30 protein-coding genes are annotated in these 21,532 nt (G+C 48.0%); all 30 read left to right on the top strand.

Annotation, left to right across the window (positions count from 1 at the left end; genetic code table 11):
• The first annotated feature begins 162 nt into the window (after positions 1-162).
• The 30 genes from rpoC to map all read left to right on the top strand — a co-directional run bounded on the left by rpoC (position 163) and on the right by map (position 21,531).
• Positions 163-3,777: a DNA-directed RNA polymerase subunit beta' gene (rpoC, locus tag QNH46_RS21590; RefSeq protein ID WP_283925953.1), complete on the top strand. Its 3,615-nt coding sequence runs from the start codon at positions 163-165 to the stop codon at positions 3,775-3,777.
• A 191-nt stretch (positions 3,778-3,968) separates the two neighbouring features.
• Positions 3,969-4,220: a ribosomal L7Ae/L30e/S12e/Gadd45 family protein gene (locus tag QNH46_RS21585; protein ID WP_155613359.1), complete on the top strand. Its 252-nt coding sequence runs from the start codon at positions 3,969-3,971 to the stop codon at positions 4,218-4,220.
• A gap of 144 nt (positions 4,221-4,364) precedes the next feature.
• Positions 4,365-4,784 carry a 30S ribosomal protein S12 gene (rpsL, locus tag QNH46_RS21580; protein ID WP_155613358.1) on the top strand — a complete coding sequence of 140 codons (420 nt, stop codon included), beginning with the start codon at positions 4,365-4,367 and terminating at the stop codon, positions 4,782-4,784.
• A 52-nt stretch (positions 4,785-4,836) separates the two neighbouring features.
• A complete protein-coding gene (gene rpsG, locus QNH46_RS21575) occupies positions 4,837-5,307 on the top strand; it encodes a 30S ribosomal protein S7 (protein WP_155613357.1) in 471 nt (156 codons plus the stop codon).
• Positions 5,308-5,357: 50 nt separating this feature from the next.
• Positions 5,358-7,436, top strand: coding sequence for an elongation factor G (fusA, locus tag QNH46_RS21570; protein WP_283925952.1), 2,079 nt, complete (start codon positions 5,358-5,360; stop codon positions 7,434-7,436).
• A gap of 93 nt (positions 7,437-7,529) precedes the next feature.
• Positions 7,530-8,723 carry an elongation factor Tu gene (gene tuf, locus QNH46_RS21565; RefSeq protein ID WP_283925951.1) on the top strand — a complete coding sequence of 398 codons (1,194 nt, stop codon included), beginning with the start codon at positions 7,530-7,532 and terminating at the stop codon, positions 8,721-8,723.
• A 507-nt stretch (positions 8,724-9,230) separates the two neighbouring features.
• On the top strand, positions 9,231-9,539 hold the full coding sequence (gene rpsJ / locus QNH46_RS21560; RefSeq protein WP_006676490.1) for a 30S ribosomal protein S10: 309 nt from the start codon (positions 9,231-9,233) through the stop codon (positions 9,537-9,539).
• A gap of 42 nt (positions 9,540-9,581) precedes the next feature.
• Positions 9,582-10,205: a 50S ribosomal protein L3 gene (gene rplC, locus QNH46_RS21555; RefSeq protein WP_283925950.1), complete on the top strand. Its 624-nt coding sequence runs from the start codon at positions 9,582-9,584 to the stop codon at positions 10,203-10,205.
• A 27-nt stretch (positions 10,206-10,232) separates the two neighbouring features.
• Positions 10,233-10,856, top strand: a complete 624-nt coding sequence (gene rplD, locus QNH46_RS21550) for a 50S ribosomal protein L4 (protein WP_155613352.1) — start codon at positions 10,233-10,235, stop codon at positions 10,854-10,856.
• Positions 10,856-11,146, top strand: a complete 291-nt coding sequence (gene rplW, locus QNH46_RS21545; protein WP_283925949.1) for a 50S ribosomal protein L23 — start codon at positions 10,856-10,858, stop codon at positions 11,144-11,146. Before rplD ends, rplW begins: the two co-directional genes overlap by 1 nt.
• 29 nt (positions 11,147-11,175) lie before the next feature.
• Positions 11,176-12,006 carry a 50S ribosomal protein L2 gene (rplB, locus tag QNH46_RS21540; RefSeq protein WP_283925948.1) on the top strand — a complete coding sequence of 277 codons (831 nt, stop codon included), beginning with the start codon at positions 11,176-11,178 and terminating at the stop codon, positions 12,004-12,006.
• Between the two features lie 121 nt (positions 12,007-12,127).
• Entirely contained in the window at positions 12,128-12,406 is a 279-nt protein-coding gene (rpsS, locus tag QNH46_RS21535; protein ID WP_019635772.1) for a 30S ribosomal protein S19, read from the top strand.
• A gap of 36 nt (positions 12,407-12,442) precedes the next feature.
• Positions 12,443-12,775, top strand: coding sequence for a 50S ribosomal protein L22 (gene rplV, locus QNH46_RS21530; protein ID WP_019635773.1), 333 nt, complete (start codon positions 12,443-12,445; stop codon positions 12,773-12,775).
• A gap of 13 nt (positions 12,776-12,788) precedes the next feature.
• Positions 12,789-13,457 carry a 30S ribosomal protein S3 gene (rpsC, locus tag QNH46_RS21525; protein ID WP_055105078.1) on the top strand — a complete coding sequence of 223 codons (669 nt, stop codon included), beginning with the start codon at positions 12,789-12,791 and terminating at the stop codon, positions 13,455-13,457.
• Between the two features lie 2 nt (positions 13,458-13,459).
• Positions 13,460-13,894, top strand: a complete 435-nt coding sequence (gene rplP / locus QNH46_RS21520) for a 50S ribosomal protein L16 (RefSeq protein ID WP_155613350.1) — start codon at positions 13,460-13,462, stop codon at positions 13,892-13,894.
• The gene (gene rpmC / locus QNH46_RS21515) at positions 13,884-14,084 is read left to right on the top strand and encodes a 50S ribosomal protein L29 (RefSeq protein WP_019635776.1); all 201 of its coding nucleotides are present in this window, start codon (positions 13,884-13,886) and stop codon (positions 14,082-14,084) included. The genes rplP and rpmC overlap by 11 nt, the downstream gene beginning before the upstream one ends.
• 50 nt (positions 14,085-14,134) lie before the next feature.
• Positions 14,135-14,398 carry a 30S ribosomal protein S17 gene (rpsQ, locus tag QNH46_RS21510; protein ID WP_283925947.1) on the top strand — a complete coding sequence of 88 codons (264 nt, stop codon included), beginning with the start codon at positions 14,135-14,137 and terminating at the stop codon, positions 14,396-14,398.
• 36 nt (positions 14,399-14,434) lie between these two features.
• Positions 14,435-14,803, top strand: coding sequence for a 50S ribosomal protein L14 (gene rplN / locus QNH46_RS21505; protein WP_283925946.1), 369 nt, complete (start codon positions 14,435-14,437; stop codon positions 14,801-14,803).
• 46 nt (positions 14,804-14,849) lie between these two features.
• A complete protein-coding gene (gene rplX, locus QNH46_RS21500) occupies positions 14,850-15,203 on the top strand; it encodes a 50S ribosomal protein L24 (protein ID WP_055105082.1) in 354 nt (117 codons plus the stop codon).
• A 33-nt stretch (positions 15,204-15,236) separates the two neighbouring features.
• Complete coding sequence (gene rplE, locus QNH46_RS21495; protein WP_019635780.1) at positions 15,237-15,779, top strand: 50S ribosomal protein L5; 543 nt, start codon at positions 15,237-15,239, stop codon at positions 15,777-15,779.
• Between the two features lie 48 nt (positions 15,780-15,827).
• A complete protein-coding gene (locus tag QNH46_RS21490; protein WP_013312154.1) occupies positions 15,828-16,013 on the top strand; it encodes a type Z 30S ribosomal protein S14 in 186 nt (61 codons plus the stop codon).
• Positions 16,014-16,044: 31 nt separating this feature from the next.
• Complete coding sequence (gene rpsH, locus QNH46_RS21485; RefSeq protein ID WP_125082116.1) at positions 16,045-16,443, top strand: 30S ribosomal protein S8; 399 nt, start codon at positions 16,045-16,047, stop codon at positions 16,441-16,443.
• Between the two features lie 30 nt (positions 16,444-16,473).
• Positions 16,474-17,016 (top strand): 50S ribosomal protein L6, encoded by a 543-nt coding sequence (rplF, locus tag QNH46_RS21480; RefSeq protein ID WP_155613347.1) that lies wholly within the window; start codon positions 16,474-16,476, stop codon positions 17,014-17,016.
• Between the two features lie 83 nt (positions 17,017-17,099).
• Positions 17,100-17,465 (top strand): 50S ribosomal protein L18, encoded by a 366-nt coding sequence (gene rplR / locus QNH46_RS21475; protein ID WP_283928523.1) that lies wholly within the window; start codon positions 17,100-17,102, stop codon positions 17,463-17,465.
• A 27-nt stretch (positions 17,466-17,492) separates the two neighbouring features.
• Positions 17,493-17,990 carry a 30S ribosomal protein S5 gene (gene rpsE / locus QNH46_RS21470; protein ID WP_055105086.1) on the top strand — a complete coding sequence of 166 codons (498 nt, stop codon included), beginning with the start codon at positions 17,493-17,495 and terminating at the stop codon, positions 17,988-17,990.
• A gap of 12 nt (positions 17,991-18,002) precedes the next feature.
• Positions 18,003-18,188, top strand: a complete 186-nt coding sequence (gene rpmD / locus QNH46_RS21465) for a 50S ribosomal protein L30 (protein ID WP_055105087.1) — start codon at positions 18,003-18,005, stop codon at positions 18,186-18,188.
• Positions 18,189-18,292: 104 nt separating this feature from the next.
• Positions 18,293-18,733 (top strand): 50S ribosomal protein L15, encoded by a 441-nt coding sequence (gene rplO / locus QNH46_RS21460; RefSeq protein ID WP_055105088.1) that lies wholly within the window; start codon positions 18,293-18,295, stop codon positions 18,731-18,733.
• Positions 18,733-20,031, top strand: a complete 1,299-nt coding sequence (gene secY / locus QNH46_RS21455) for a preprotein translocase subunit SecY (RefSeq protein WP_283925945.1) — start codon at positions 18,733-18,735, stop codon at positions 20,029-20,031. The genes rplO and secY overlap by 1 nt, the downstream gene beginning before the upstream one ends.
• 99 nt (positions 20,032-20,130) lie before the next feature.
• Positions 20,131-20,775 carry an adenylate kinase gene (locus QNH46_RS21450; protein ID WP_155613343.1) on the top strand — a complete coding sequence of 215 codons (645 nt, stop codon included), beginning with the start codon at positions 20,131-20,133 and terminating at the stop codon, positions 20,773-20,775.
• A gap of 3 nt (positions 20,776-20,778) precedes the next feature.
• A complete protein-coding gene (gene map, locus QNH46_RS21445; RefSeq protein ID WP_283925944.1) occupies positions 20,779-21,531 on the top strand; it encodes a type I methionyl aminopeptidase in 753 nt (250 codons plus the stop codon).
• Position 21,532 lies beyond the last annotated feature (1 nt).

The following is a 21,532-nucleotide window of genomic DNA, read 5'->3' as shown; positions in this document are numbered from 1 at the left end:
TGATAATGATAACCGCAGCGGAAGCTGCCTGCCTGGATGATCGGCCTACCTTTGGGAGGCCGATATTTCCCTAGACAGATGGATCGAATAGACGGACGTATTCAGTGTATTTTGATCTGTGTATAATGCTAAAATCAGGACTTGGTTAAGGAGGGATGCTCCTTGTTGGACGTCAACAACTTCGAGTTTATGAAAATTGGGCTTGCTTCCCCAGACAAAATTCGTTCTTGGTCCCGCGGAGAAGTGAAGAAACCGGAAACGATCAACTACCGTACGTTAAAGCCGGAAAAGGAAGGGCTGTTCTGCGAGAAAATCTTCGGCCCGACCAAAGACTGGGAATGTCATTGCGGTAAGTATAAGCGTGTCCGTTATAAAGGCGTCGTCTGCGATCGCTGCGGCGTCGAAGTAACTAGAGCTAAAGTTCGCCGTGAACGCATGGGTCACATTGAGCTGGCCGCCCCGGTCTCCCATATTTGGTACTTTAAAGGGATTCCAAGCCGGATGGGTCTGGCGCTCGATATGTCGCCTCGTTCATTGGAGGAGATTATTTACTTTGCATCTTATGTTGTTACCGATCCAGGCGAGACGCCGCTGGAGAAAAAACAGCTCCTGTCAGAGAAGGAATACCGCAGCTACCGTGAAAAATACGGCTATGGCTTCCAAGCCGGCATGGGCGCTGAAGCGGTTAAGAAGCTGCTCCAGGATCTCGATATCGACAAAGAGCTTGAATTTCTGAAAGAAGAGCTTCGCACCGCTCAAGGCCAACGCCGCAACCGTGCGATCAAACGTCTGGAAGTCATCGAAGCCTTCCGGAATTCCGGCAACGAACCGGAATGGATGATCCTCGACGTGCTTCCAGTTATTCCGCCAGAGCTTCGTCCGATGGTACAGCTGGATGGCGGCCGTTTTGCGACGTCTGACCTGAATGACTTGTATCGCCGCGTTATTAACCGCAACAACCGTTTGAAACGTCTGCTCGATCTCGGTGCGCCGGATATTATCGTGCAGAACGAGAAGCGCATGCTGCAGGAAGCGGTTGACGCCTTGATCGATAACGGCCGCCGCGGCCGTCCGGTGACGGGCCCTGGTAACCGTCCGCTCAAATCCCTCAGCCACATGCTGAAAGGGAAGCAAGGACGCTTCCGTCAAAACCTGCTCGGAAAACGGGTTGACTACTCCGGTCGTTCCGTTATCGTCGTAGGTCCTTACTTGAAGATGTACCAATGCGGTCTGCCGAAGGAAATGGCGCTGGAACTGTTTAAGCCGTTCGTGATGAAGGAACTGGTCAACAAAGGCCTGGCTCACAACATCAAGAGCGCGAAACGTAAAGTTGAACGCGTCAGCCCAGAGGTATGGGACGTGCTTGAAGAAGTCATTAAAGAGCATCCGGTTCTGCTTAACCGTGCTCCTACGCTTCACCGATTGGGAATTCAGGCGTTCGAGCCGATTCTGGTCGAAGGCCGCGCGATCCGTCTGCACCCGCTCGTATGTACTGCATATAACGCGGACTTTGACGGTGACCAAATGGCTGTGCACGTACCGCTCAGCGCAGAAGCGCAAGCGGAAGCCCGGATTCTGATGCTTGCTTCCGGCAACATCCTGAACCCGAAAGACGGTAAACCGGTTGTTACTCCTTCACAGGATATGGTTCTGGGCTCCTTCTATCTGACGATGGACAACAAGGAAGCTAAGGGATCAGGAATGATTCTCGGGTCCACTCACGAAGCAGTTTCCGCTTATCAGCGGGGAACGGTATCTCTGCATGCGCGTGTAGCCATCCCGGCTAAAGCGCTTGGTAAAACAGGATTTACCGAAGCTCAGCAAAATGCGCTGCTTGTGACGACGGTTGGCCGGATTATTTTCAATGAAATTTTCCCAGCCAGCTTCCCGTACATTAATGAGCCTTCGCGCAGCAACCTGTTCCAAGGAACGCCGGATCATTACTTTATTTATGACAAAGGCGCCAACGTATTTGAACGCATTATGGCAGTGCCGCAAACCGGGGGAATCGGCAAAGAGTACCTTGGAGAAATTATCGGCCGCTGCTTCGAAATATACCATACGACGGAAACGTCGGTTATTCTCGATAAAATCAAGCAAACCGGCTTCACCTACTCTACTCGTGCAGGCGTTAGTATTGCTGTCTCCGACGTTGTCGTTCCGGATGCCAAGCAAGAGATCCTGCGAGAGTCGGATGAGAAGGTTCGCGTTGTTACGAATCAGTACCGCCGTGGTCTGATTACGAACGAAGAGCGTTACGACCGGGTTATCGACATCTGGTCCAAATCGAAAGACCAAATTACCGACGTGCTCATGAAATCGATGGATCGCTTCAATTCCATCATGCTCATGGTCGATTCCAAGGCGCGGGGTAACAAATCGCAGATTACGCAGCTTGGCGGTATGCGGGGGCTGATGGCCAACCCGTCCGGTCGGATCATCGAGCTCCCAATCAAGTCGAACTTCCGCGAAGGCCTCACGGTTCTCGAGTACTTCCTGTCAACGCACGGTGCGCGTAAAGGTCTGGCGGATACCGCGCTGCGGACCGCTGACTCGGGTTACCTGACCCGCCGTCTCGTTGACGTTGCGCAGGACGTTATCGTCCGCGAGGAAGATTGCGGTACGGATAAAGGCTTTACCGTCGGCGTCATCCAGGATGGCAAAGAGGTCATCGAGGATCTGTATGACCGTATTGAAGGACGTTATTCCTTCGAGACGATCAAGCATCCTGAGACAGGGGAGATCATCGTTCATCGCAATGAACTGATCGATTCTGATAAAGCGCATGAAGTTGTGGACGCAGGCGTTACGAAGCTGCAAATCCGCTCCGTGTTGAGCTGCCGCGCTCGCCATGGCGTATGTAAGAAGTGCTACGGGCGCAACTTGGCGACAGGCAAACATGTGGAGATCGGTGAAGCGGTGGGTATCATCGCCGCACAATCCATCGGTGAACCGGGAACCCAGCTCACAATGCGTACGTTCCATACCGGGGGCGTTGCGGGTGACGACATTACCCAAGGTTTGCCGCGTATACAGGAGCTGTTCGAGGCGCGTAACCCGAAAGGGCAAGCCACGATCAGTGAAATCGACGGCGTAATCAAAGAAATCCGCGAAGCCAAAGACCGCCGGGAAATCGAGGTTCAAGGCGAAGCGGAAACGAAGGTCTATTCCGTCACCTACGGATCCCGCCTGCGCGTCAGCGAAGGACAGGAAATCGAAGCGGGCGATGAGCTGACAGACGGCTCCATTGACCCGAAAGAAATTCTGCGCATCAAAGGGATTCGTGGTGTTCAGAACTATATTCTTCAGGAAGTTCAGCGCGTATACCGTAACCAGGGCGTTGAAATCAACGATAAGCACATCGAGGTTATGATCAAGCAAATGCTGCGCAAGATCCGCATCGTTGATGCTGGGGATACGCCTCTTCTGCCGGGAGCGTTCGTTGATCTCTATGAATATGAGATGGCGAACAAGGAAGCGATTCTGTCCGGCCAGGAGCCGGCGGTCGCCAAACCTGTTCTCCTTGGTATCACGAAGGCGTCGCTTGAGACGGATTCCTTCCTGTCGGCCGCTTCCTTCCAGGAAACGACCCGGGTACTTACCGATGCCGCGATCAAAGGCAAAGTAGATAAACTGCTTGGCCTGAAAGAGAACGTCATTATCGGTAAGCTGATCCCTGCCGGTACGGGCATGAACCGCTACCGCAGCGTACAGTTCGAAGAGCCGGAGAATGCCGAGGCTGAAGAAGGCCAAGAGCAGCCGGTAACGGTCGAATAAATAACCAGAAAAGCGGTGCAGCCGAAAATGGAACATGTACTCGGCTGCACCGTTACTTTGTTTAAGGTTCGAGGATGGTTATAAGGCGGTTATTTTCTTGCAAATAAATTGCTTGACATCGCCTATAGCAAAATGCTAATATATCAAAGTGCGTGAGTACGGTGAATCCCTGTAAATTGGAGGACTAGATGATGTCTAACGATAGAGGGCTACAGGACGCTCATGTCAAAATCGGCACGAAACAAACGATGCGGGCAGTAGAGCTCGGTCGTGCCGAAGAAGTATATGTGGCTGAAGATGCAGATCCGCGCCTTACATCGAAGATTATCGCTCTGTGTAACCAACATGGTGTCAAATTGACTTATGTGGATACGATGCACAATCTCGGCATTGCTTGCGGGATTGAAGTAGGGGCAGCGATGGCTGCGATTGTAAAGAGATAGCTTGAGAAAATCGTTTTTGCTGTTTTAGGGAAAACCTTTCGGCAAAAACTTTTCCTTTGTTCTTTTATGAACCGCCTGGGTCTGTGGGCTTAACAAAAGGTTTGTAAAGAAACATTTATTACTGAGGAAGGGGGTGGCAACAACATGCCAACAATCAACCAATTGGTACGTAAAGGTCGTCAAGACAAGATTTACAAATCCAAATCACCAGCATTGCACAGAGGGTTTAACGCTCTCAAACGCGAAGCTACCGAATTGAATTCTCCTCAAAAACGTGGTGTGTGCACTCGGGTAGGGACAATGACTCCTAAGAAACCGAACTCCGCACTTCGTAAATACGCGCGTGTTCGCTTGACGAACCGTGTTGAGGTGACTGCTTATATCCCAGGTATCGGACACAACCTGCAAGAGCACAGTGTCGTGCTGATTCGCGGTGGCCGGGTCAAAGACCTTCCAGGGGTACGTTATCATATCGTTCGCGGAGCGCTGGATACGGCTGGAGTGAACAACCGTATGCAAGCTCGTTCCAAATACGGCGCAAAACGTCCAAAAGCAAAAAAATAATTAGCTAGAGTCATAGCTCTATGTTTGAACTAACACTGAAAGGGGGATAACTATGCCACGCAAAGGTCCAGTTGCCAAAAGAGACGTATTGCCGGATCCGGTGTATAACAGCAAACTTGTTACTCGCTTGATCAACCGCATTATGCTCGACGGTAAACGTGGTGTTGCTCAAAGCATCCTTTATAACGCTTTTAAACTTATTCAAGAGCGTACGGGGAACGACCCGATGGAAGTATTTGAAGCAGCGCTTAAGAACATCATGCCGGTACTCGAAGTTAAAGCTCGTCGTGTGGGCGGCTCCAACTACCAAGTACCTATCGAAGTAAAACCAGAGAGACGTACAGCTCTGGGACTACGTTGGCTCGTAAACTACTCCCGCAACCGCGGAGAGAAGACTATGGAAGAGCGTCTGGCTGCCGAGATTATCGACGCATCCAACAACACAGGTGCTTCCGTTAAGAAACGCGAAGACACGCACAAAATGGCCGAAGCGAACAAAGCGTTCGCACACTACCGCTGGTAGGATTCGGTTGATTCACAACATAAATCTATAATTCGAAGGGAGAAAATTTCATGGCAAGAGAGTTCTCCTTGAAGAATACACGTAATATCGGGATCATGGCGCATATTGACGCCGGTAAGACGACGACCACGGAGCGTATCTTGTTCTACACAGGCCGCACGCATAAAATCGGCGAAACTCACGAGGGTTCCGCAACGATGGACTGGATGGAGCAAGAGCAGGAGCGCGGGATTACGATTACTTCCGCTGCTACGACCGCTTCTTGGAAAGGTCACCGCGTCAATATCATTGATACCCCGGGACACGTCGACTTCACTGTTGAAGTCGAACGTTCTCTTCGTGTATTGGACGGGGCAGTTGGTGTGTTCAGTGCCAAGGAAGGCGTAGAGCCGCAGTCGGAAACCGTATGGAGACAGGCTGACAAATATAGCGTTCCTCGTATTGCTTATGTCAACAAAATGGATATCATCGGTGCGGACTACCTTAACGTTGTTAAAGATATGCGCGAGCGTCTGCAAGCGAACGCAGTTGCAATTCAACTGCCGATCGGTGCAGAAGACAATTTTGTCGGTATCATCGACATTATTGCTGAGAAAGCGTACATCTACAAAGACAACTTGGGCCAAAACATCGAAGAGACCGAAATTCCTGAGGACTACAAAGCTCAAGTTGAAGAACTTCGTGCTGAACTAGTTGAGAAGGTTGCGGAACTGGACGAGGAGTTGACAATGAAATACCTCGAAGGCGAGGAAATCAGTGTCGATGAAATTAAGGCTGCACTTCGCAAGGGTGTTGTTGAAGTTAAAATCTTCCCAGTTATTTGCGGATCTTCCTACCGTAACAAAGGGGTTCAGCTGATGCTGGATGCCGTTGTAGATTACCTGCCTGCTCCAATTGATATTCCGAGCATTAAAGGTCATCTGGAAGACGGTTCGGAAGTAGAGCGTCATTCTTCGGATGATGAGCCGTTCGCGGCATTGGCGTTCAAAATCATGACAGACCCTTACGTTGGTAAGCTGACGTTCTTCCGCGTATACTCCGGTGTTCTTCAATCCGGATCTTACGTGCTGAATGCAACGAAAGGCAAACGTGAGCGGATCGGCCGTATCCTGCAAATGCACGCAAACAGCCGTCAAGAGATCACTGAAGTTTACGCAGGTGATATCGCTTCTGCGGTTGGTTTGAAAGATACAGGCACAGGTGATACACTGTGTGATGAGAAGAGTCCGGTTATCCTGGAGTCCATGAACTTCCCTGATCCGGTTATCGAAATCGCAGTTGAACCTAAAACGAAAGCTGACCAAGACAAGATGGGCGTTGCCCTCAGCAAATTGACCGAGGAAGATCCTACGCTTCGTGCTCATACAGACGAAGAAACGGGTCAAACGATCCTTGCTGGTATGGGTGAGCTTCACCTTGATATCATCATCGAGCGTATGCGCCGCGAATTCAAGGTTGAGACCAACGTGGGTAAACCACAGGTTGCATACCGTGAGACTTTCAAAGCACCTGCGCGCGTTGAAGGTAAGTTCGTACGTCAATCCGGTGGTCGTGGACAATACGGTCACGTTTGGGTTGAATTCGAACCGCTGGAAGCTGGTTCTGGTAACCAGTTCGACAGCAAAATCGTCGGTGGTGCGGTACCTCGGGAGTATATTGCTCCTGCACAACAAGGTATCGAAGAAGCTATGAAGAACGGTGTTCTTGCAGGCTTTCCGCTTGTAGACGTTAAAGCTACAATCGTCGACGGTTCTTACCACGATGTTGACTCCAGTGAAATGGCGTTTAAGATCGCTGGTTCCATGGCTTTGAAAGCAGCTAAAGACAAATGTCAAGCTGTTCTTCTTGAGCCAATCATGAAAGTTGAAGTTACGGTTCCGGAAGAGTACATGGGTGACGTTATGGGTATGCTGAACTCCCGTCGCGGACGTATCGAAGGTATGGATTCCCGCGGTAGCGCGCAAATCATTCGTGCCAAAGTACCTCTTTCCGAAATGTTCGGATATTCAACAACACTTCGTTCCGGTACGCAAGGACGCGGTGTATTCTCGATGGAGCTTTCCCACTACGAAGAAGTTCCTAAGAATATCTCCGAAGAAATCGTATCGAAGTATAAAGGCGAAGAATAATTTTTGTATCTGCTGATCGGAGGGAATTCCTTCATGGGAGCCCCTCCGATCAGTCCAACATAACAATCCATATTTAAGGAGGAACTGTTTAAAATGGCAAAGGCAAAATACGAACGTACAAAACCGCACGTTAATATCGGTACAATCGGTCACGTTGACCATGGTAAAACTACTTTGACTGCAGCAATCACTACCGTTTTGACTAAAACTTACGGTGGAGGTAGCGCGATCGCTTACGACCAAATCGACAAAGCTCCAGAAGAGCGCGAACGCGGTATCACAATTTCCACTTCCCACGTTGAGTATGAGTCGGCTAACCGCCACTACGCTCACGTTGACTGCCCAGGTCACGCCGACTATGTTAAAAACATGATCACTGGCGCGGCTCAAATGGACGGCGCAATCCTGGTTGTATCCGCAGCTGACGGCCCAATGCCACAAACTCGCGAGCACATCCTGTTGTCCCGTAACGTAGGCGTTCCTTACATCGTTGTATTCTTGAACAAATGCGACATGGTTGAAGATGAAGAGCTTCTGGAACTGGTTGAAATGGAAATTCGTGACCTGTTGAACGAATATGAGTTCCCAGGCGATGACACTCCAATCATCCGTGGATCTGCTCGTGAAGCACTTCAAAACCCAGATGGCGACTACGCTAAGAAAATCATCGAAATGTTCGAAATTATCGACGAGTACATTCCGCTTCCAGAGCGTCCGATTGACAAACCATTCTTGATGCCAGTTGAGGACGTATTCTCCATCACTGGTCGTGGTACGGTTGCTACAGGCCGCGTTGAGCGTGGTACTGTTAAAGTCGGCGACGAGGTTGAAATCGTTGGTATTGCTGAAGAAACTAAGAAATCCGTTGTTACGGGCGTTGAAATGTTCCGTAAATTGCTTGATTCCGCTGAAGCGGGCGACAACATCGGTGCATTGCTCCGTGGTATAGACCGTACACAAATCGAGCGCGGTCAAGTTCTTGCAAAGCCAGCTTCCGTTAATCCGCATACTGAGTTCACTGCTCAAGTATACGTATTGACTAAAGAAGAGGGCGGACGTCACAAACCTTTCTTCACAGGTTACCGTCCACAATTCTATTTCCGTACAACTGACGTTACAGGTATCATCAACCTGCCAGAAGGTACTGAAATGGTTATGCCTGGTGACAACATCGAAGTTACTGTACAACTGATCGCTCCTATCGCGATTGAAGAAGGAACTCGCTTCTCTATCCGTGAAGGTGGCCGTACAGTTGGATCCGGTGCGGTTGTTTCCATCCAAAAATAATAAGGTTTCTTAAACCTTATTGCCAAGCTGCCCTGAGGGTCATTAGATCCTTAGGGCAGCTTTTTTGTGTGGGCTGTATTAGCGATCCCTATAGCTGGTCTAGAATGCAAATAAAGTGATGCTAGATCGTCTGGAGCGTGATGCTGCAGCGCCAAGAGAGTGTAAGACGAACGGTCCCTCATCCGTTTTTTTAATAAAAATGAAAGGTTTATAAGGGTGAATGGACACAGAGCACTTCATTAGGCGAATAAGCAATTTGCCGTTTTACGGGTACAGAGAAATCAGTTTCTTCTATATATATATGCCGAGGAAATGGCCAATAAAAATGTCTAATATTTTGCTTGCATTACATCTATCTTTTCTATATAATAGTGAATGTTGTTCTGTGACTGTGCGATGATGTGAGAGGTTACTGACACACCCGGCCCCTTTGCCATGGGAGGGCGGTCAGAAAATTTTCACGGAGTATGTCCGATAATAAATTGGGCGATAGAAGGAGGGACTAAAATGGCAAAGCAAAAAATTCGTATTCGTTTGAAAGCTTATGATCACAGAATTCTTGATCAATCCGCAGAGAAAATCGTTGAAACGGCAAAACGTTCAGGTGCTGGCGTATCCGGACCGATTCCGCTTCCAACTGAGAAACAAGTTATTACTATTCTCCGTGCGGTACACAAGTACAAGGATTCCCGGGAGCAATTCGAAATGCGTACTCACAAACGTCTGATCGACATTGTGAACCCGACTCCACAAACTGTGGATGCCTTGATGCGCTTGGACCTGCCGTCCGGTGTAGATATCGAAATCAAATTGTAATATCAATCGTGAGTTGATTAGGAAAGGAAAAGAGGTGTCAACATGAAAGGTATCTTAGGGAAAAAACTCGGAATGACTCAAGTGTTTACCCCAGAGGGCGTTGTTATTCCTGTAACGGTTATCGAAGCTGAGTCTAACATCGTTCTGCAGAAGAAAGATGTGGAGAACGACGGTTACGAAGCGATCCAAATCGGTTATGCTGATAAGAAAGAAAGCAGAGCTAACAAACCTGAATTAGGTCACGCTAAGAAGGCGAATACAGCACCTAAGCGCTACGTTCGTGAAATTCGCGGTATTGATTTGGCAGCATATGAAGTTGGCCAAGAGGTCAAAGTTGATATTTTTGCTGAAGGCGAATTTGTTGACGTAACAGGTATTTCTAAAGGTAAAGGATTCCAAGGTAATATCAAACGTTGGGGTCAAAGTCGCGGGCCTATGTCTCACGGTTCCCGTTACCATCGCGGTCCAGGTTCCATGGGTTCCATCCAAGCCAACCGTGTTCCTAAAGGCAAAAAATTGCCAGGGCATATGGGTAACGAAACGATTACGATCCAGAACCTTGAAGTCATCCGTGTGGATGCAGAGCGTAACGTATTGCTCGTTAAAGGATCCATTCCAGGTCCTAAAAATAGCGTAGTTAAAATCAAACAAGCGGTTAAGAAGTAATCGCCTTAAGGAAAGGAGGAACAAGCAATGCCTAAAGTAGCACTATATAATGTCAGCGGTAGCCAAGTGGGCGAAGTTGAACTGAATGACGCGGTATTTGGTATCGAACCGAACGTTCACGTTCTTCACGACGCAGTTGTTATGCAGCGTGCTTCCCTGCGTTTGGGTACTCATAAAGTAAAAGGACGCTCCGAAGTTCGCGGCGGTGGCCGTAAACCATGGAAACAAAAAGGCACAGGTCGTGCTCGTCAAGGTTCGATCCGTTCCCCGCAATGGGTTGGCGGCGGAATTGTGTTCGGTCCGACTCCACGCAGCTATGCGTACAAATTGCCTAAGAAAGTTCGTCGTTTGGCAATCAAATCGGCTCTTTCTTCGAAAGTGATCGACCAAGACATTATCGTATTGGATGCGCTCAGCCTGAACGCTCCTAAGACGAAAGAGTTCGCAGCGATTCTGAATAACCTGAAGGTAGACCGTAAAGCATTGATCGTAGCGCCTAGCTATGATGACAATGTAGCATTGTCCGCACGCAACATCCCAGGTGTTAAATTCGTTGCAGCTGACGGCATTAATGTTCTTGACGTGCTGACGCACGACAAACTGATCATTACGAAAGAAGCAGTTCAGAAGGTAGAGGAGGTGCTCGCGTAATGAAAGATCCTCGTGATATAATTAAACGTCCGGTGATTACGGAACGTACGGCTGACTACATGGGTGAGAACAAATATGTTTTTGAAGTAGACATTCGTGCGAACAAAACCGAAATCAAAAAAGCTGTAGAAGCGATCTTCAATGTAAAAGTGAGCAATGTGAATACGCTGCGTGTTCCTGCCAAGCCTAAACGTTACGGACGCCACTTCGGATATACTCCTGAATGGAAAAAAGCATTCGTTACGCTAACGGCTGACAGCAAGCCGCTTGAATTTTTTGAATCGGTATAATAGAACGTTAGAGCAAGGAGGGAAAAACAGTGCCAATTAAAAAGTATAAACCGACATCTCCAGCAAGACGGAATATGTCTGTATCCACTTTTGAAGAAATTACTACGGATCGTCCGGAGAAATCGTTGCTTGCTCCACTGAGCAAAACGGCTGGACGTAACAACCACGGTAAAATTACGGTTCGCCACCATGGTGGAGGACACAAACGTAACTACCGGATCATCGACTTCAAACGTAATAAGGATGGGATTCCAGGTCGCGTTGCTACAATCGAGTACGACCCGAACCGGACTTCCAACATCGCTCTGATCCACTATGTTGACGGCGAGAAACGCTACATTTTGGCTCCGAAAGGACTGAAAGTAGGCGACATGATCGAGTCAGGGCCTGGATCTGACATCAAAATCGGTAATGCTCTTCCTTTGGAGAACATTCCAGTAGGTACAGTTATCCACAACATTGAACTTCAACCAGGCAAAGGCGGACAGCTCGTTCGTGCGGCTGGTACAGAAGGACAATTGCTCGGTAAAGAAGATAAGTACGTATCCGTTCGCCTGTCTTCTGGCGAAGTGCGTAAAATTCTTAAAGTTTGCCGCGCAACGATTGGTTCTGTAGGTAACCAAGACCATGAATTGATCAAGATCGGTAAAGCTGGCCGCAGTCGTTGGCTTGGCAAGCGTCCATCTGTACGCGGTGTCGTCATGAACCCGAACGATCACCCACACGGTGGTGGTGAAGGTCGTGCACCAATCGGACGTAAGTCTCCGCTTTCTCCATGGGGCAAACCGACGCTTGGTTACAAAACGCGTAAAAAAGGCAAAGCTTCTGATAAATATATCGTTCGCGGCCGTACGAAGTAATCCGCTGCTAGCGGATCACTTCCTGGTTGCGGCAACGAGAGATATCAACAGCTGGCATAAGCCGGCTTAGCCTGAAAGAAGGCGAAGTCATTTTTCAAAGTGGCGAAGGGAGGAAAAATACATGAGTCGCAGTCTGAAAAAGGGGCCATTTATTGATGGTTACCTGTTGAAGAAAGTGGAAGAAGCGAGCGCATCGAACAAGAAGGTAGTTATCAAAACTTGGTCCCGTCGCTCTACGATTTTCCCGCAATTCATTGGACATACATTCGGTGTATATGATGGCCGCAAGCATGTTCCGGTATATGTTACTGAGGATATGGTCGGACACAAACTCGGCGAATTTGCTCCAACCCGTACCTATAAAGGTCATACGGACGACGATAAGAAAACGAGACGTTAAGCGATAAGTTCTTCGTTTGAGAGGAGGTAACACACAATGGAAGCTAAAGCACATGCAAGGTCCATCCGTATTGCTCCGCGGAAAGCTAAATTGGTTATCGATTTGATCCGTGGCAAGCAAGTTGGCGATGCTATCGCGATTCTTCGCCACACGCCTAAGGCGGCTTCCCCAATCGTGGAGAAGCTCTTGAATTCAGCGATTGCTAATGCAGAGCACAACTATTCTCTGGATGTAAATAAATTGGTTGTTACGGAAGCGTACGTAAACCAAGGTCCTACAATGAAACGTTTCCGCCCGCGGGCAATGGGACGTGCAAGTCGGATCAACAAACGCACCAGCCACATTACTTTGGTGGTATCCGAAAAATAAGGAGGGAAAACGCGTGGGCCAAAAAGTAAATCCGGTCGGACTACGAGTAGGGATTATCCGTGACTGGGAATCCAAATGGTACGCAGGCAAAGATTTCGGTGATCTTTTGCTTGAAGACGTTAAAATTCGTGAGCACCTGAAAAACAAACTGAAAGACTCCGCGGTATCTCGGATCGAAATCGAGAGAGCGGCTAATCGTGTGAATGTAACGATCCATACTGCTAAGCCGGGCATGGTTATCGGTAAGGGCGGTTCGGAAGTTGAAAACCTGCGTAATCAAATTACGAAAATCGCAGGCGGCAAAAAAGTTCACATCAATATCTCTGAAATCAAGAACCCTGATCTTGACGCGATTCTTGTCGCTGAGAGCATCGCACAACAACTGGAGCGTCGTGTTTCTTTCCGTCGTGCACTTAAACAAGCGATTCAAAGAACAATGCGCGCAGGTGCTAAAGGGATCAAAACAGCAGTCAGCGGTCGTCTTGGCGGTGCTGAGATTGCTCGTTCGGAAGGCTACAGTGAAGGAACTGTTCCACTTCATACGCTTCGCGCTGATATTGATTACGGTACGGCTGAAGCTCATACGACCTATGGACGTCTTGGCGTAAAAGTATGGATTTATCGTGGAGAGGTTCTTCCTACGGCTAAGAAACAACAAGCTGCCCAGGAAGGAGGCAATTAATCATGTTGGTACCTAAACGTGTAAAACACCGCAAGCAGCAGCGCGGTAGTTTGAGAGGCCAAGCTAAAGGCGGAACTGAGCTGAACTTCGGCGAATACGGCCTGCAAGCTCTTGAGCCTACATGGATTACGAACCGCCAAATCGAGGCTGCGCGTATCGCGATGACTCGTTATATCAAACGGGGCGGTAAAGTGTGGATTAAAATTTTCCCTGACAAGCCAATTACTCAAAAGCCTCTTGAAGTGCGGATGGGTAGCGGTAAAGGTAACGTTGAGAAATGGGTTGCAGTTGTGAAGCCAGGCAAAATCTTGTTTGAGCTTGCTGGTGTACCCGAGGAAATTGCTCGTGAAGCTATGCGGCTTGCCGCTCACAAACTGCCAATCAAAACAAAGTTTGTGAAACGTGAAGAATTGGGTGGTGAAGCAAATGAAAGCTAATGAACTTCGCAACTTAACCACTGCTGAAATCGAACAAAAAATTGCGGGTTTTAAGGAAGAGCTTTTCAACCTCCGTTTTCAATTGGCCACCGGCCAGCTCGATAACCCGACTCGAATCCGTGACGTGCGGAAAGATATAGCTCGTGCTAAAACCATTTTACATGAAAGAGAACTTGGTATTACTAGCTAATTTTGCGCTCCACTAAGCGAAGCGCCCTAAGTCCAGGAAGGAGGCTAACCATGAGCGAACGCAATGCCCGTAAAGTGCAGGTCGGTAAAGTTGTCAGCGACAAAATGGATAAAACTATTGTTGTAGCTGTTGAGACTTACAAGAAACATGATTTGTACCATAAACGCATCAAATATACAAAGAAATTCAAAGCGCATGATGAGAATAATTCTGCGAAAATTGGTGACGTAGTTAGAATCGCTGAGACTCGTCCGCTGTCCAAAGACAAGCGTTGGAGACTTGTTGAGATTGTCGAAGAAGCAGTAATTATCTAATAGCGCGAAAGCTTGAGACGAAAGGAGGAAACAACCATGATCCAACCATTCTCACGTTTGCATGTAGCTGACAACTCCGGTGCGAAGGAATTGATGTGTATCCGCGTCCTTGGCGGTACGGGTCGTCGTTCGGCACAAATTGGTGATTTGATCGTTTGTTCCGTAAAACAAGCAACACCAGGCGGCGTTGTCAAAAAGGGAGATGTAGTTAAGGCAGTTATCGTTCGTACGAAACGTGCTGTTCGCCGTAAAGACGGTTCCTACATTTCTTTTGACGAAAATGCAGCGGTTGTTGTTAAAGAAGACAAGAGCCCGCGCGGTACACGTATTTTCGGACCTGTTGCTCGTGAACTTCGTGATAGAGATTTCATGAAAATCATTTCCTTGGCTCCGGAAGTTATCTAGTACGTATGTGAAACATGAAGTTTCGACGAAACAGGAGGTGTAAAGAATGCCTAGACTGAAGAAGGTTCTAGAATCCCATAACAATAAACTGCATGTCAAAAAAGACGACACGGTTATCGTGATTACGGGTAAAGACAAAGGCAAAAAAGGCCGCGTCATCGCTGCGTATCCTCGCGAAAACCGCGTGCTTGTGGAAGGCGTGAACATGGTTAAGAAACACCAAAAACCAAATCAGCTGAACCCGCAAGGCGGAATTATTGAGAAGGAAGCTCCGATTCACGTTTCGAACGTTATGCACGTTGATCCTAAGAGCGGAAGCGTAACCCGTATCGGTTACAAAGTATTGGACAATGGCAAAAAAGTTCGTGTTGCTAAAAAATCGGGTGAAGTAATCGACTAATCCAGTAACGCAAAGAAAGGAGGTCCATGATTCATGGCAGCAAGATTGAAAGAACGTTTTTTGAATGAAGTAACGCCTGCTTTGATTCAAAAATTCAACTATACAACGGTAATGCAAGTACCTAAAGTTGAGAAGGTAGTTATCAACATGGGTGTTGGTGAAGCCGTAGCAAACTCGAAAGTGCTTGATTCCGCGGTTAACGATTTGCAGCTGATCGCTGGTCAAAAGCCGGTCATCACGCGTGCTAAGAAATCCATCGCCGGATTTAAGCTTCGTGAGAACATGCCGATCGGCGTGAAGGTAACTCTTCGCGGTGAGCGCATGTACCATTTCCTCGACAAATTGTTCAACGTAACGCTTCCGCGTGTACGTGACTTCCACGGCGTATCGAACAAAGCGTTTGACGGACGCGGTAACTACACGCTTGGTTTGAAAGAGCAATTGATTTTCCCTGAGATCGAATACGATCAAGTCGACAAAGTTCGCGGTATGGACATTGTTATTGTAACAACGGCTAAGACGGATGAAGAGTCCCGTGAATTACTCACAGGACTGGGAATGCCTTTCGTAAAATAAGTAGGTCGTAACGAATTCTCCGAAACTATTTAGGAGGTGTCAGGCTAAGTGGCAAAAACTTCGATGAAAGTTAAACAACAACGCACACCGAAATTTAAAGTACGGGCATACACCCGCTGTGAGCGTTGCGGTCGTCCACATTCGGTACTGCAAAAATTTAAAATATGCAGAATTTGTTTCCGTGAATTAGCTTATAAAGGCCAGATTCCTGGCGTGAAAAAAGCAAGCTGGTAAACAATCAACAACGGGAAGGAGGTTTACACGTATGACTATGTCAGATCCAATTGCAGATATGCTTACTCGTATTCGTAACGCGAACACGGTTCGCCACGAAACGGTGGAACTGCCTGCCTCAACGATCAAGAAGCAAATCGCCGAGATTCTGAAGCGTGAAGGCTTCATCCGCGATGCAGAATATATTGATGACAACAAACAAGGGATTATCCGTCTTTTCCTGAAATACGGCCCTAACAACGAACGCGTTATTACTGGCTTGAAAAGAATCAGTAAACCAGGTCTTCGCGTTTACACGAAGAGCACTGAGGTTCCTCGTGTTCTGGGCGGACTGGGAATCGCGATTATTTCCACTTCCAAAGGTGTTATGACCGACAAAGAAGCACGTCAGTCTAAAGCCGGCGGCGAAGTTGTCTGCTACGTTTGGTAATTAACGTCACAAAACAAGGAGGTGCAGCAAATGTCTCGAATTGGTCGCAAACCAATTACAGTACCAAGTGGTGTGGATATCACACTTGATAATAATGTGATTACAGTAAAAGGGCCGAAAGGTTCTTTGACTCGTGAACTTCACAAGGACATGAAGATCACTGTTGAGAACAATGAGATCACAGTAGAACGTCCTTCTGATCATAAAACGCATCGTTCCCTGCACGGTACAACGCGCAGTGTAGTGAGCAACATGGTGAGTGGAGTAACTGAAGGTTTCACTAGAAATCTTGAGCTGGTTGGGGTTGGATACCGCGCAAGCAAATCCGGAGAGAAGCTCGTACTCAACGTAGGGTACTCCCATCCTGTAGAAATCACTCCAGAGCCAGGCATTACATTTGAAGTGCCTTCGAACACGAAGATCGTCGTTAGCGGAATTAACAAAGAGCGTGTTGGCGAATATGCTGCTAAAATTCGTTCCGTACGCGAGCCTGAGCCATACAAAGGCAAAGGGATCAAGTACGAAGGTGAACGCATTATCCGTAAAGAAGGTAAAGCCGGTAAGAAGAAATAACTTTCTTCTTAGCGGACCAATCCTTCTGGCGAGTTGAACGATTTGTGTTGTTTAGGTAAACCGAAGGGAGTGAAATGGAAGTCATGATTACAAAAGCTGATAAGAACAAAGCTCGTCTGAAAAGACATTTGCGCGTACGGAGAAAAATCCAAGGAACGGCTGCTCGTCCAAGATTGAACGTATTCCGTTCTGCCAAACATATCTATGCACAGCTGATCGATGATGTGGCTGGGGTTACTCTGGCATCGGCATCGACACTTGATAAAGAATTGAGCGGAATCACCAACGGCGGCAATGTGGAGTCTGCTAAAAAAGTTGGCGAACTGATCGCAAAACGTGCTCAAGAAAAAGGCTTCAAAAACGTTGTGTTTGACCGTGGAGGATACTTGTATCACGGACGTATTCAGGCTCTGGCAGACGCGGCTCGCGAAGCAGGCCTTGAATTCTAAAATAATCACTAAAAGGAGGTTAACGACTTGCGTGTAGATCCGAATACTTTAGAACTGACTGAAAGAGTTGTAAATATTAACCGCGTAGCTAAAGTAGTAAAAGGCGGACGCCGTTTTAGCTTCAGTGCGCTCGTAGTTGTCGGGGACGGCAAAGGCTGGGTTGGCGCTGGGATCGGTAAGGCAGGCGAGGTTCCTGATGCGATTCGCAAAGGAATCGAAGATGCTAAGAAAAACCTTGTATTCGTTCCGCTTGTAGGAACGACAGTCCCTCACCAAGTAATCGGTCACTTCGGTGCAGGCCGCGTTCTTCTTAAACCGGCTTCCGAAGGTACCGGGGTAATCGCAGGCGGTCCAGTTCGTGCGGTACTCGAACTTGCTGGCGTAGGCGACATTCTAACAAAATCTTTAGGTTCTTCGAATTCCATCAACATGGTTAACGCGACTTTGGAGGGCTTGTCCCGTCTGAAACGCGCTGAAGATGTTGCGAAATTACGCGGTAAAACCGTCGAAGAACTTCTCGGTTAAGGAGGGAATCTCATGGCAAAGCTGCAAATTACCCTCGTACGTAGTTTGATCGGCACATCGGAGAAACAACGCACGACTGTTAAAACACTGGGACTGCGTAAAGTAAACCAATCCGTGGTTCAACAAGATAATCCTGCCATTCGCGGCATGATCAATCATGTAAGCCATCTGGTATCCGTTGAAGAAATCCAAGGATAACTCCCTGACAAGTATTAGCGGATTAGCTAACGAATGAAAATTGGTGGACCTAAGGTTTACCATTACCCGCAAGTGAAACAATAAATAAGGAGGTGCAACGAACGATGAAGTTACATGAGCTTTCCCCAGCTCCTGGTTCCCGCAAAGAACGCAAACGCGTAGGACGCGGTACAGGAAGCGGCATGGGTAAAACATCAACACGTGGTCACAAAGGTCAAAATGCTCGTTCCGGCGGCGGTGTCCGTCCGGGCTTCGAAGGCGGTCAAAACCCGTTGTATCGTCGCTTGCCAAAACGCGGATTTACGAATCCAACGCGGAAAGAGTATGCGATTGTGAACACCCAGGAATTGAACAACTTTGCGGCGGATACAGAGGTTACTCCTGAGCTGTTGTTTGAACAAGGAATCGTGAAAGACGCAAAAAGCGGCATCAAGATTCTTGGCAACGGTGAACTGACTGTCAAATTGACGGTTAAAGCGAATAAGTTCTCTCAATCCGCGGTGGAGAAAATCGAGGCTGCCGGCGGTAAAACCGAGGTGATCTAATGTTTAAAACCATGAAGAACATATGGCACGTTAAGGATCTGCGGACCCGTATTTTGTTCACTCTCTTTATCTTTATTATCTACCGGATCGGTACATTTGTTCCGGTTCCGGGGGTTAATAAAGAAGTGTTCAAAACGACTAACGTAGCGGGCAGCGATTTGCTCGGGCTATTGAACATCTTCTCGGGCGGCGCGTTGCATAATTTCTCGATTTTTGCAATCGGGATTTTCCCTTATATCACCGCCTCCATTATTATTCAGCTCCTGTCCATGGATGTTATTCCAAAGCTGGCAGAATGGGCGAAACAAGGTGAGCATGGCAAGAAGAAGACGGCCCAAGTCACTCGTTACTTAACGGTGGTCTTGGCCCTCATTCAAGCCTTTGCGACATCGATTGGGTTCAACCGGCTGTATTATACGGAGATGGTGCCGAACGCTACGTTCGGGGATTATATGTTGATCGCGATTGTTTTGACCGCGGGTACGTCGTTCTTGATGTGGCTTGGTGAGCAAATTACGGATAAGGGAATCGGTAACGGTATTTCGCTGATTATTTTCGCGGGTATCGTCGCTTCGATACCAACTCATATTCAAAATATCGCAATGTCCGATTTCATTATTTCTGGGCAAACGTTCATGAATATTGTTAAATCGCTTGCGATTGTCATTGTGTTGGTGCTGATTGTTATCGGTGTAATTTACATCCAGCAAGCCATCCGTAAAATTCCTGTACAATACGCTAAGCGTGTTGTCGGAAACAAAATGTATGGCGGGCAGAACACGCACATTCCGCTCAAAATTAACGCAGCGGGTGTTATTCCGGTTATCTTCGCATCATCCCTGCTGCAGTTTCCGATAGTCATTGCAAGCTTCTGGTCAACACACACTTGGGCACAATGGATCAGCAGCAACATGAACATTGACCGTCCGTTGGGTATTGTGTTGTATGTAATCATGATTATTGGATTCACGTTCTTCTATACGTTTGTACAGATGAACCCGCAGCAAATGGCGGATAACATGAAGAAGAATGGCGGCTACATTCCGGGGATCCGTCCGGGGAAAACAACAGCCACTTATCTGACTCGGGTTCTATCCCGTTTGACGATGACCGGCGCATTGTTCCTCGCCTTTATCTCCGTACTCCCGGTTATTCTCGGTGCATTGGCAGGACTGCCGCGTACCGTGCAAATCGGAGGTACTTCCATTCTGATCGTTATCGGTGTTGCGCTTGATACGATGAAGACGATCGAAGGGCAATTGATTAAACGTCACTACAAAGGCTTCATTAATAAATAGGAGATAGGTTCCAGGATTGAGCTTGGTTAACGAACTCTCCTGGCGCCTATTGTTCTGTTTTCTTAGCGAAGTGAACCAGTCTCGAAGGGAGTGCTTGACATGAACATTCTATTCATGGGACCTCCTGGAGCGGGAAAAGGAACACAAGCAGAGGCGATCGTTAACGAATTTGGCATTCCTCATATTTCGACAGGCGATGCATTTCGTCTGGCGATTAAGCAGGGAACGCCTGTTGGGCTGAAAGCCAAGGAGTATATCGATCAAGGCCTGCTGGTACCTGATGATGTCACCGTAGGTATCGTTCGCGAAAGACTTCAGCAGTCCGATTGCGAAAATGGTTTCTTACTGGATGGATTTCCAAGAACCCTTTCGCAAGCGGAAGCGCTGGAGGAGCTGCTTAGCGAACTGAATCGCAAGCTTACGCACGTCATCAACCTGAAAGTGGATCGTAACAAATTGCTGGCTCGTCTTACGGGACGACGGATTTGCAAATCTTGCGGCTCTACTTATCATGTGATCTTTAACCCTCCTAAACAGGAAGGTGTTTGCGATAAGTGCGGCGGAGAATTGTACCAACGTTCTGACGATAATGAAGAGAGCGTAGGCACACGGCTGGACGAATACATCAATAAGACAGCGCCGCTTCTTCAGTTCTATGAAGAAAAAGGGCTGCTGCGCGAAATTGATGGAGAACAGGAAATCGATACGGTAACGAAAGAAATCGTATCTTTACTGCGAGGTTAAGTAATGATCATTTGTAAATCCGAAACGGAACTTGGCTTTATGAGAGAAGCAGGGCGGATCGTCGCGGAGACGCACAGGCTCATGGCACAATCGATTGAGCCCGGGATTACGACGGGGGAACTCGATCAAATTGCTGATAAGTACATTCGCAGTCAAGGCGCGGTGCCGTCTTTCAAAAATTACAACGGCTTTCCTTACAGCATTTGCGCTTCGGTTAACGAAGAATTGGTACATGGATTTCCCGGCAAACGCAAACTGAATGAAGGCGACATCATCAGTCTTGATATCGGTGCGGAGTATCGCGGCTTTCATGGCGACTCGGCATGGACTTATCCGGTTGGCAAGATTTCAGAGGAAGCGAAGAGACTTCTCGAAGTTACTGAAGGATCTCTCTTTGCCGGACTGGAGCTCGTCAAACCAGATGTTCGCTTATACACGATATCGCATGCTATTCAGCGTTACATTGAGGATGCAGGCTTTTCGGTCGTTCGCGAATATGTCGGTCACGGCATCGGCGCGAATCTTCACGAGGAACCGCAGATTCCGAATTACGGCATTCCAGATCGGGGGCCACGTCTGAAGCCAGGTATGGTTCTGGCTATCGAACCTATGGTCAACGTAGGCAAGCGATATGTAAGAACGCTGGAAGATAACTGGACAGTCGTTACAGTGGACGGCTCGCTCTGCGCTCATTTCGAGCATACTGTAGCAGTTACTGCGGACGGTATGGAAATTCTTACAAAGCTGGACGAATAGG

Origin of the sequence: Paenibacillus woosongensis, from assembly GCF_030122845.1 — a bacterium.
GTDB classification, from domain to species: Bacteria; Bacillota; Bacilli; order Paenibacillales; family Paenibacillaceae; genus Fontibacillus; species Fontibacillus woosongensis_A.
The sequence above is the reverse complement of the archived record's forward strand: the minus strand, read 5'-3'. Positions and strand labels throughout refer to the sequence as shown.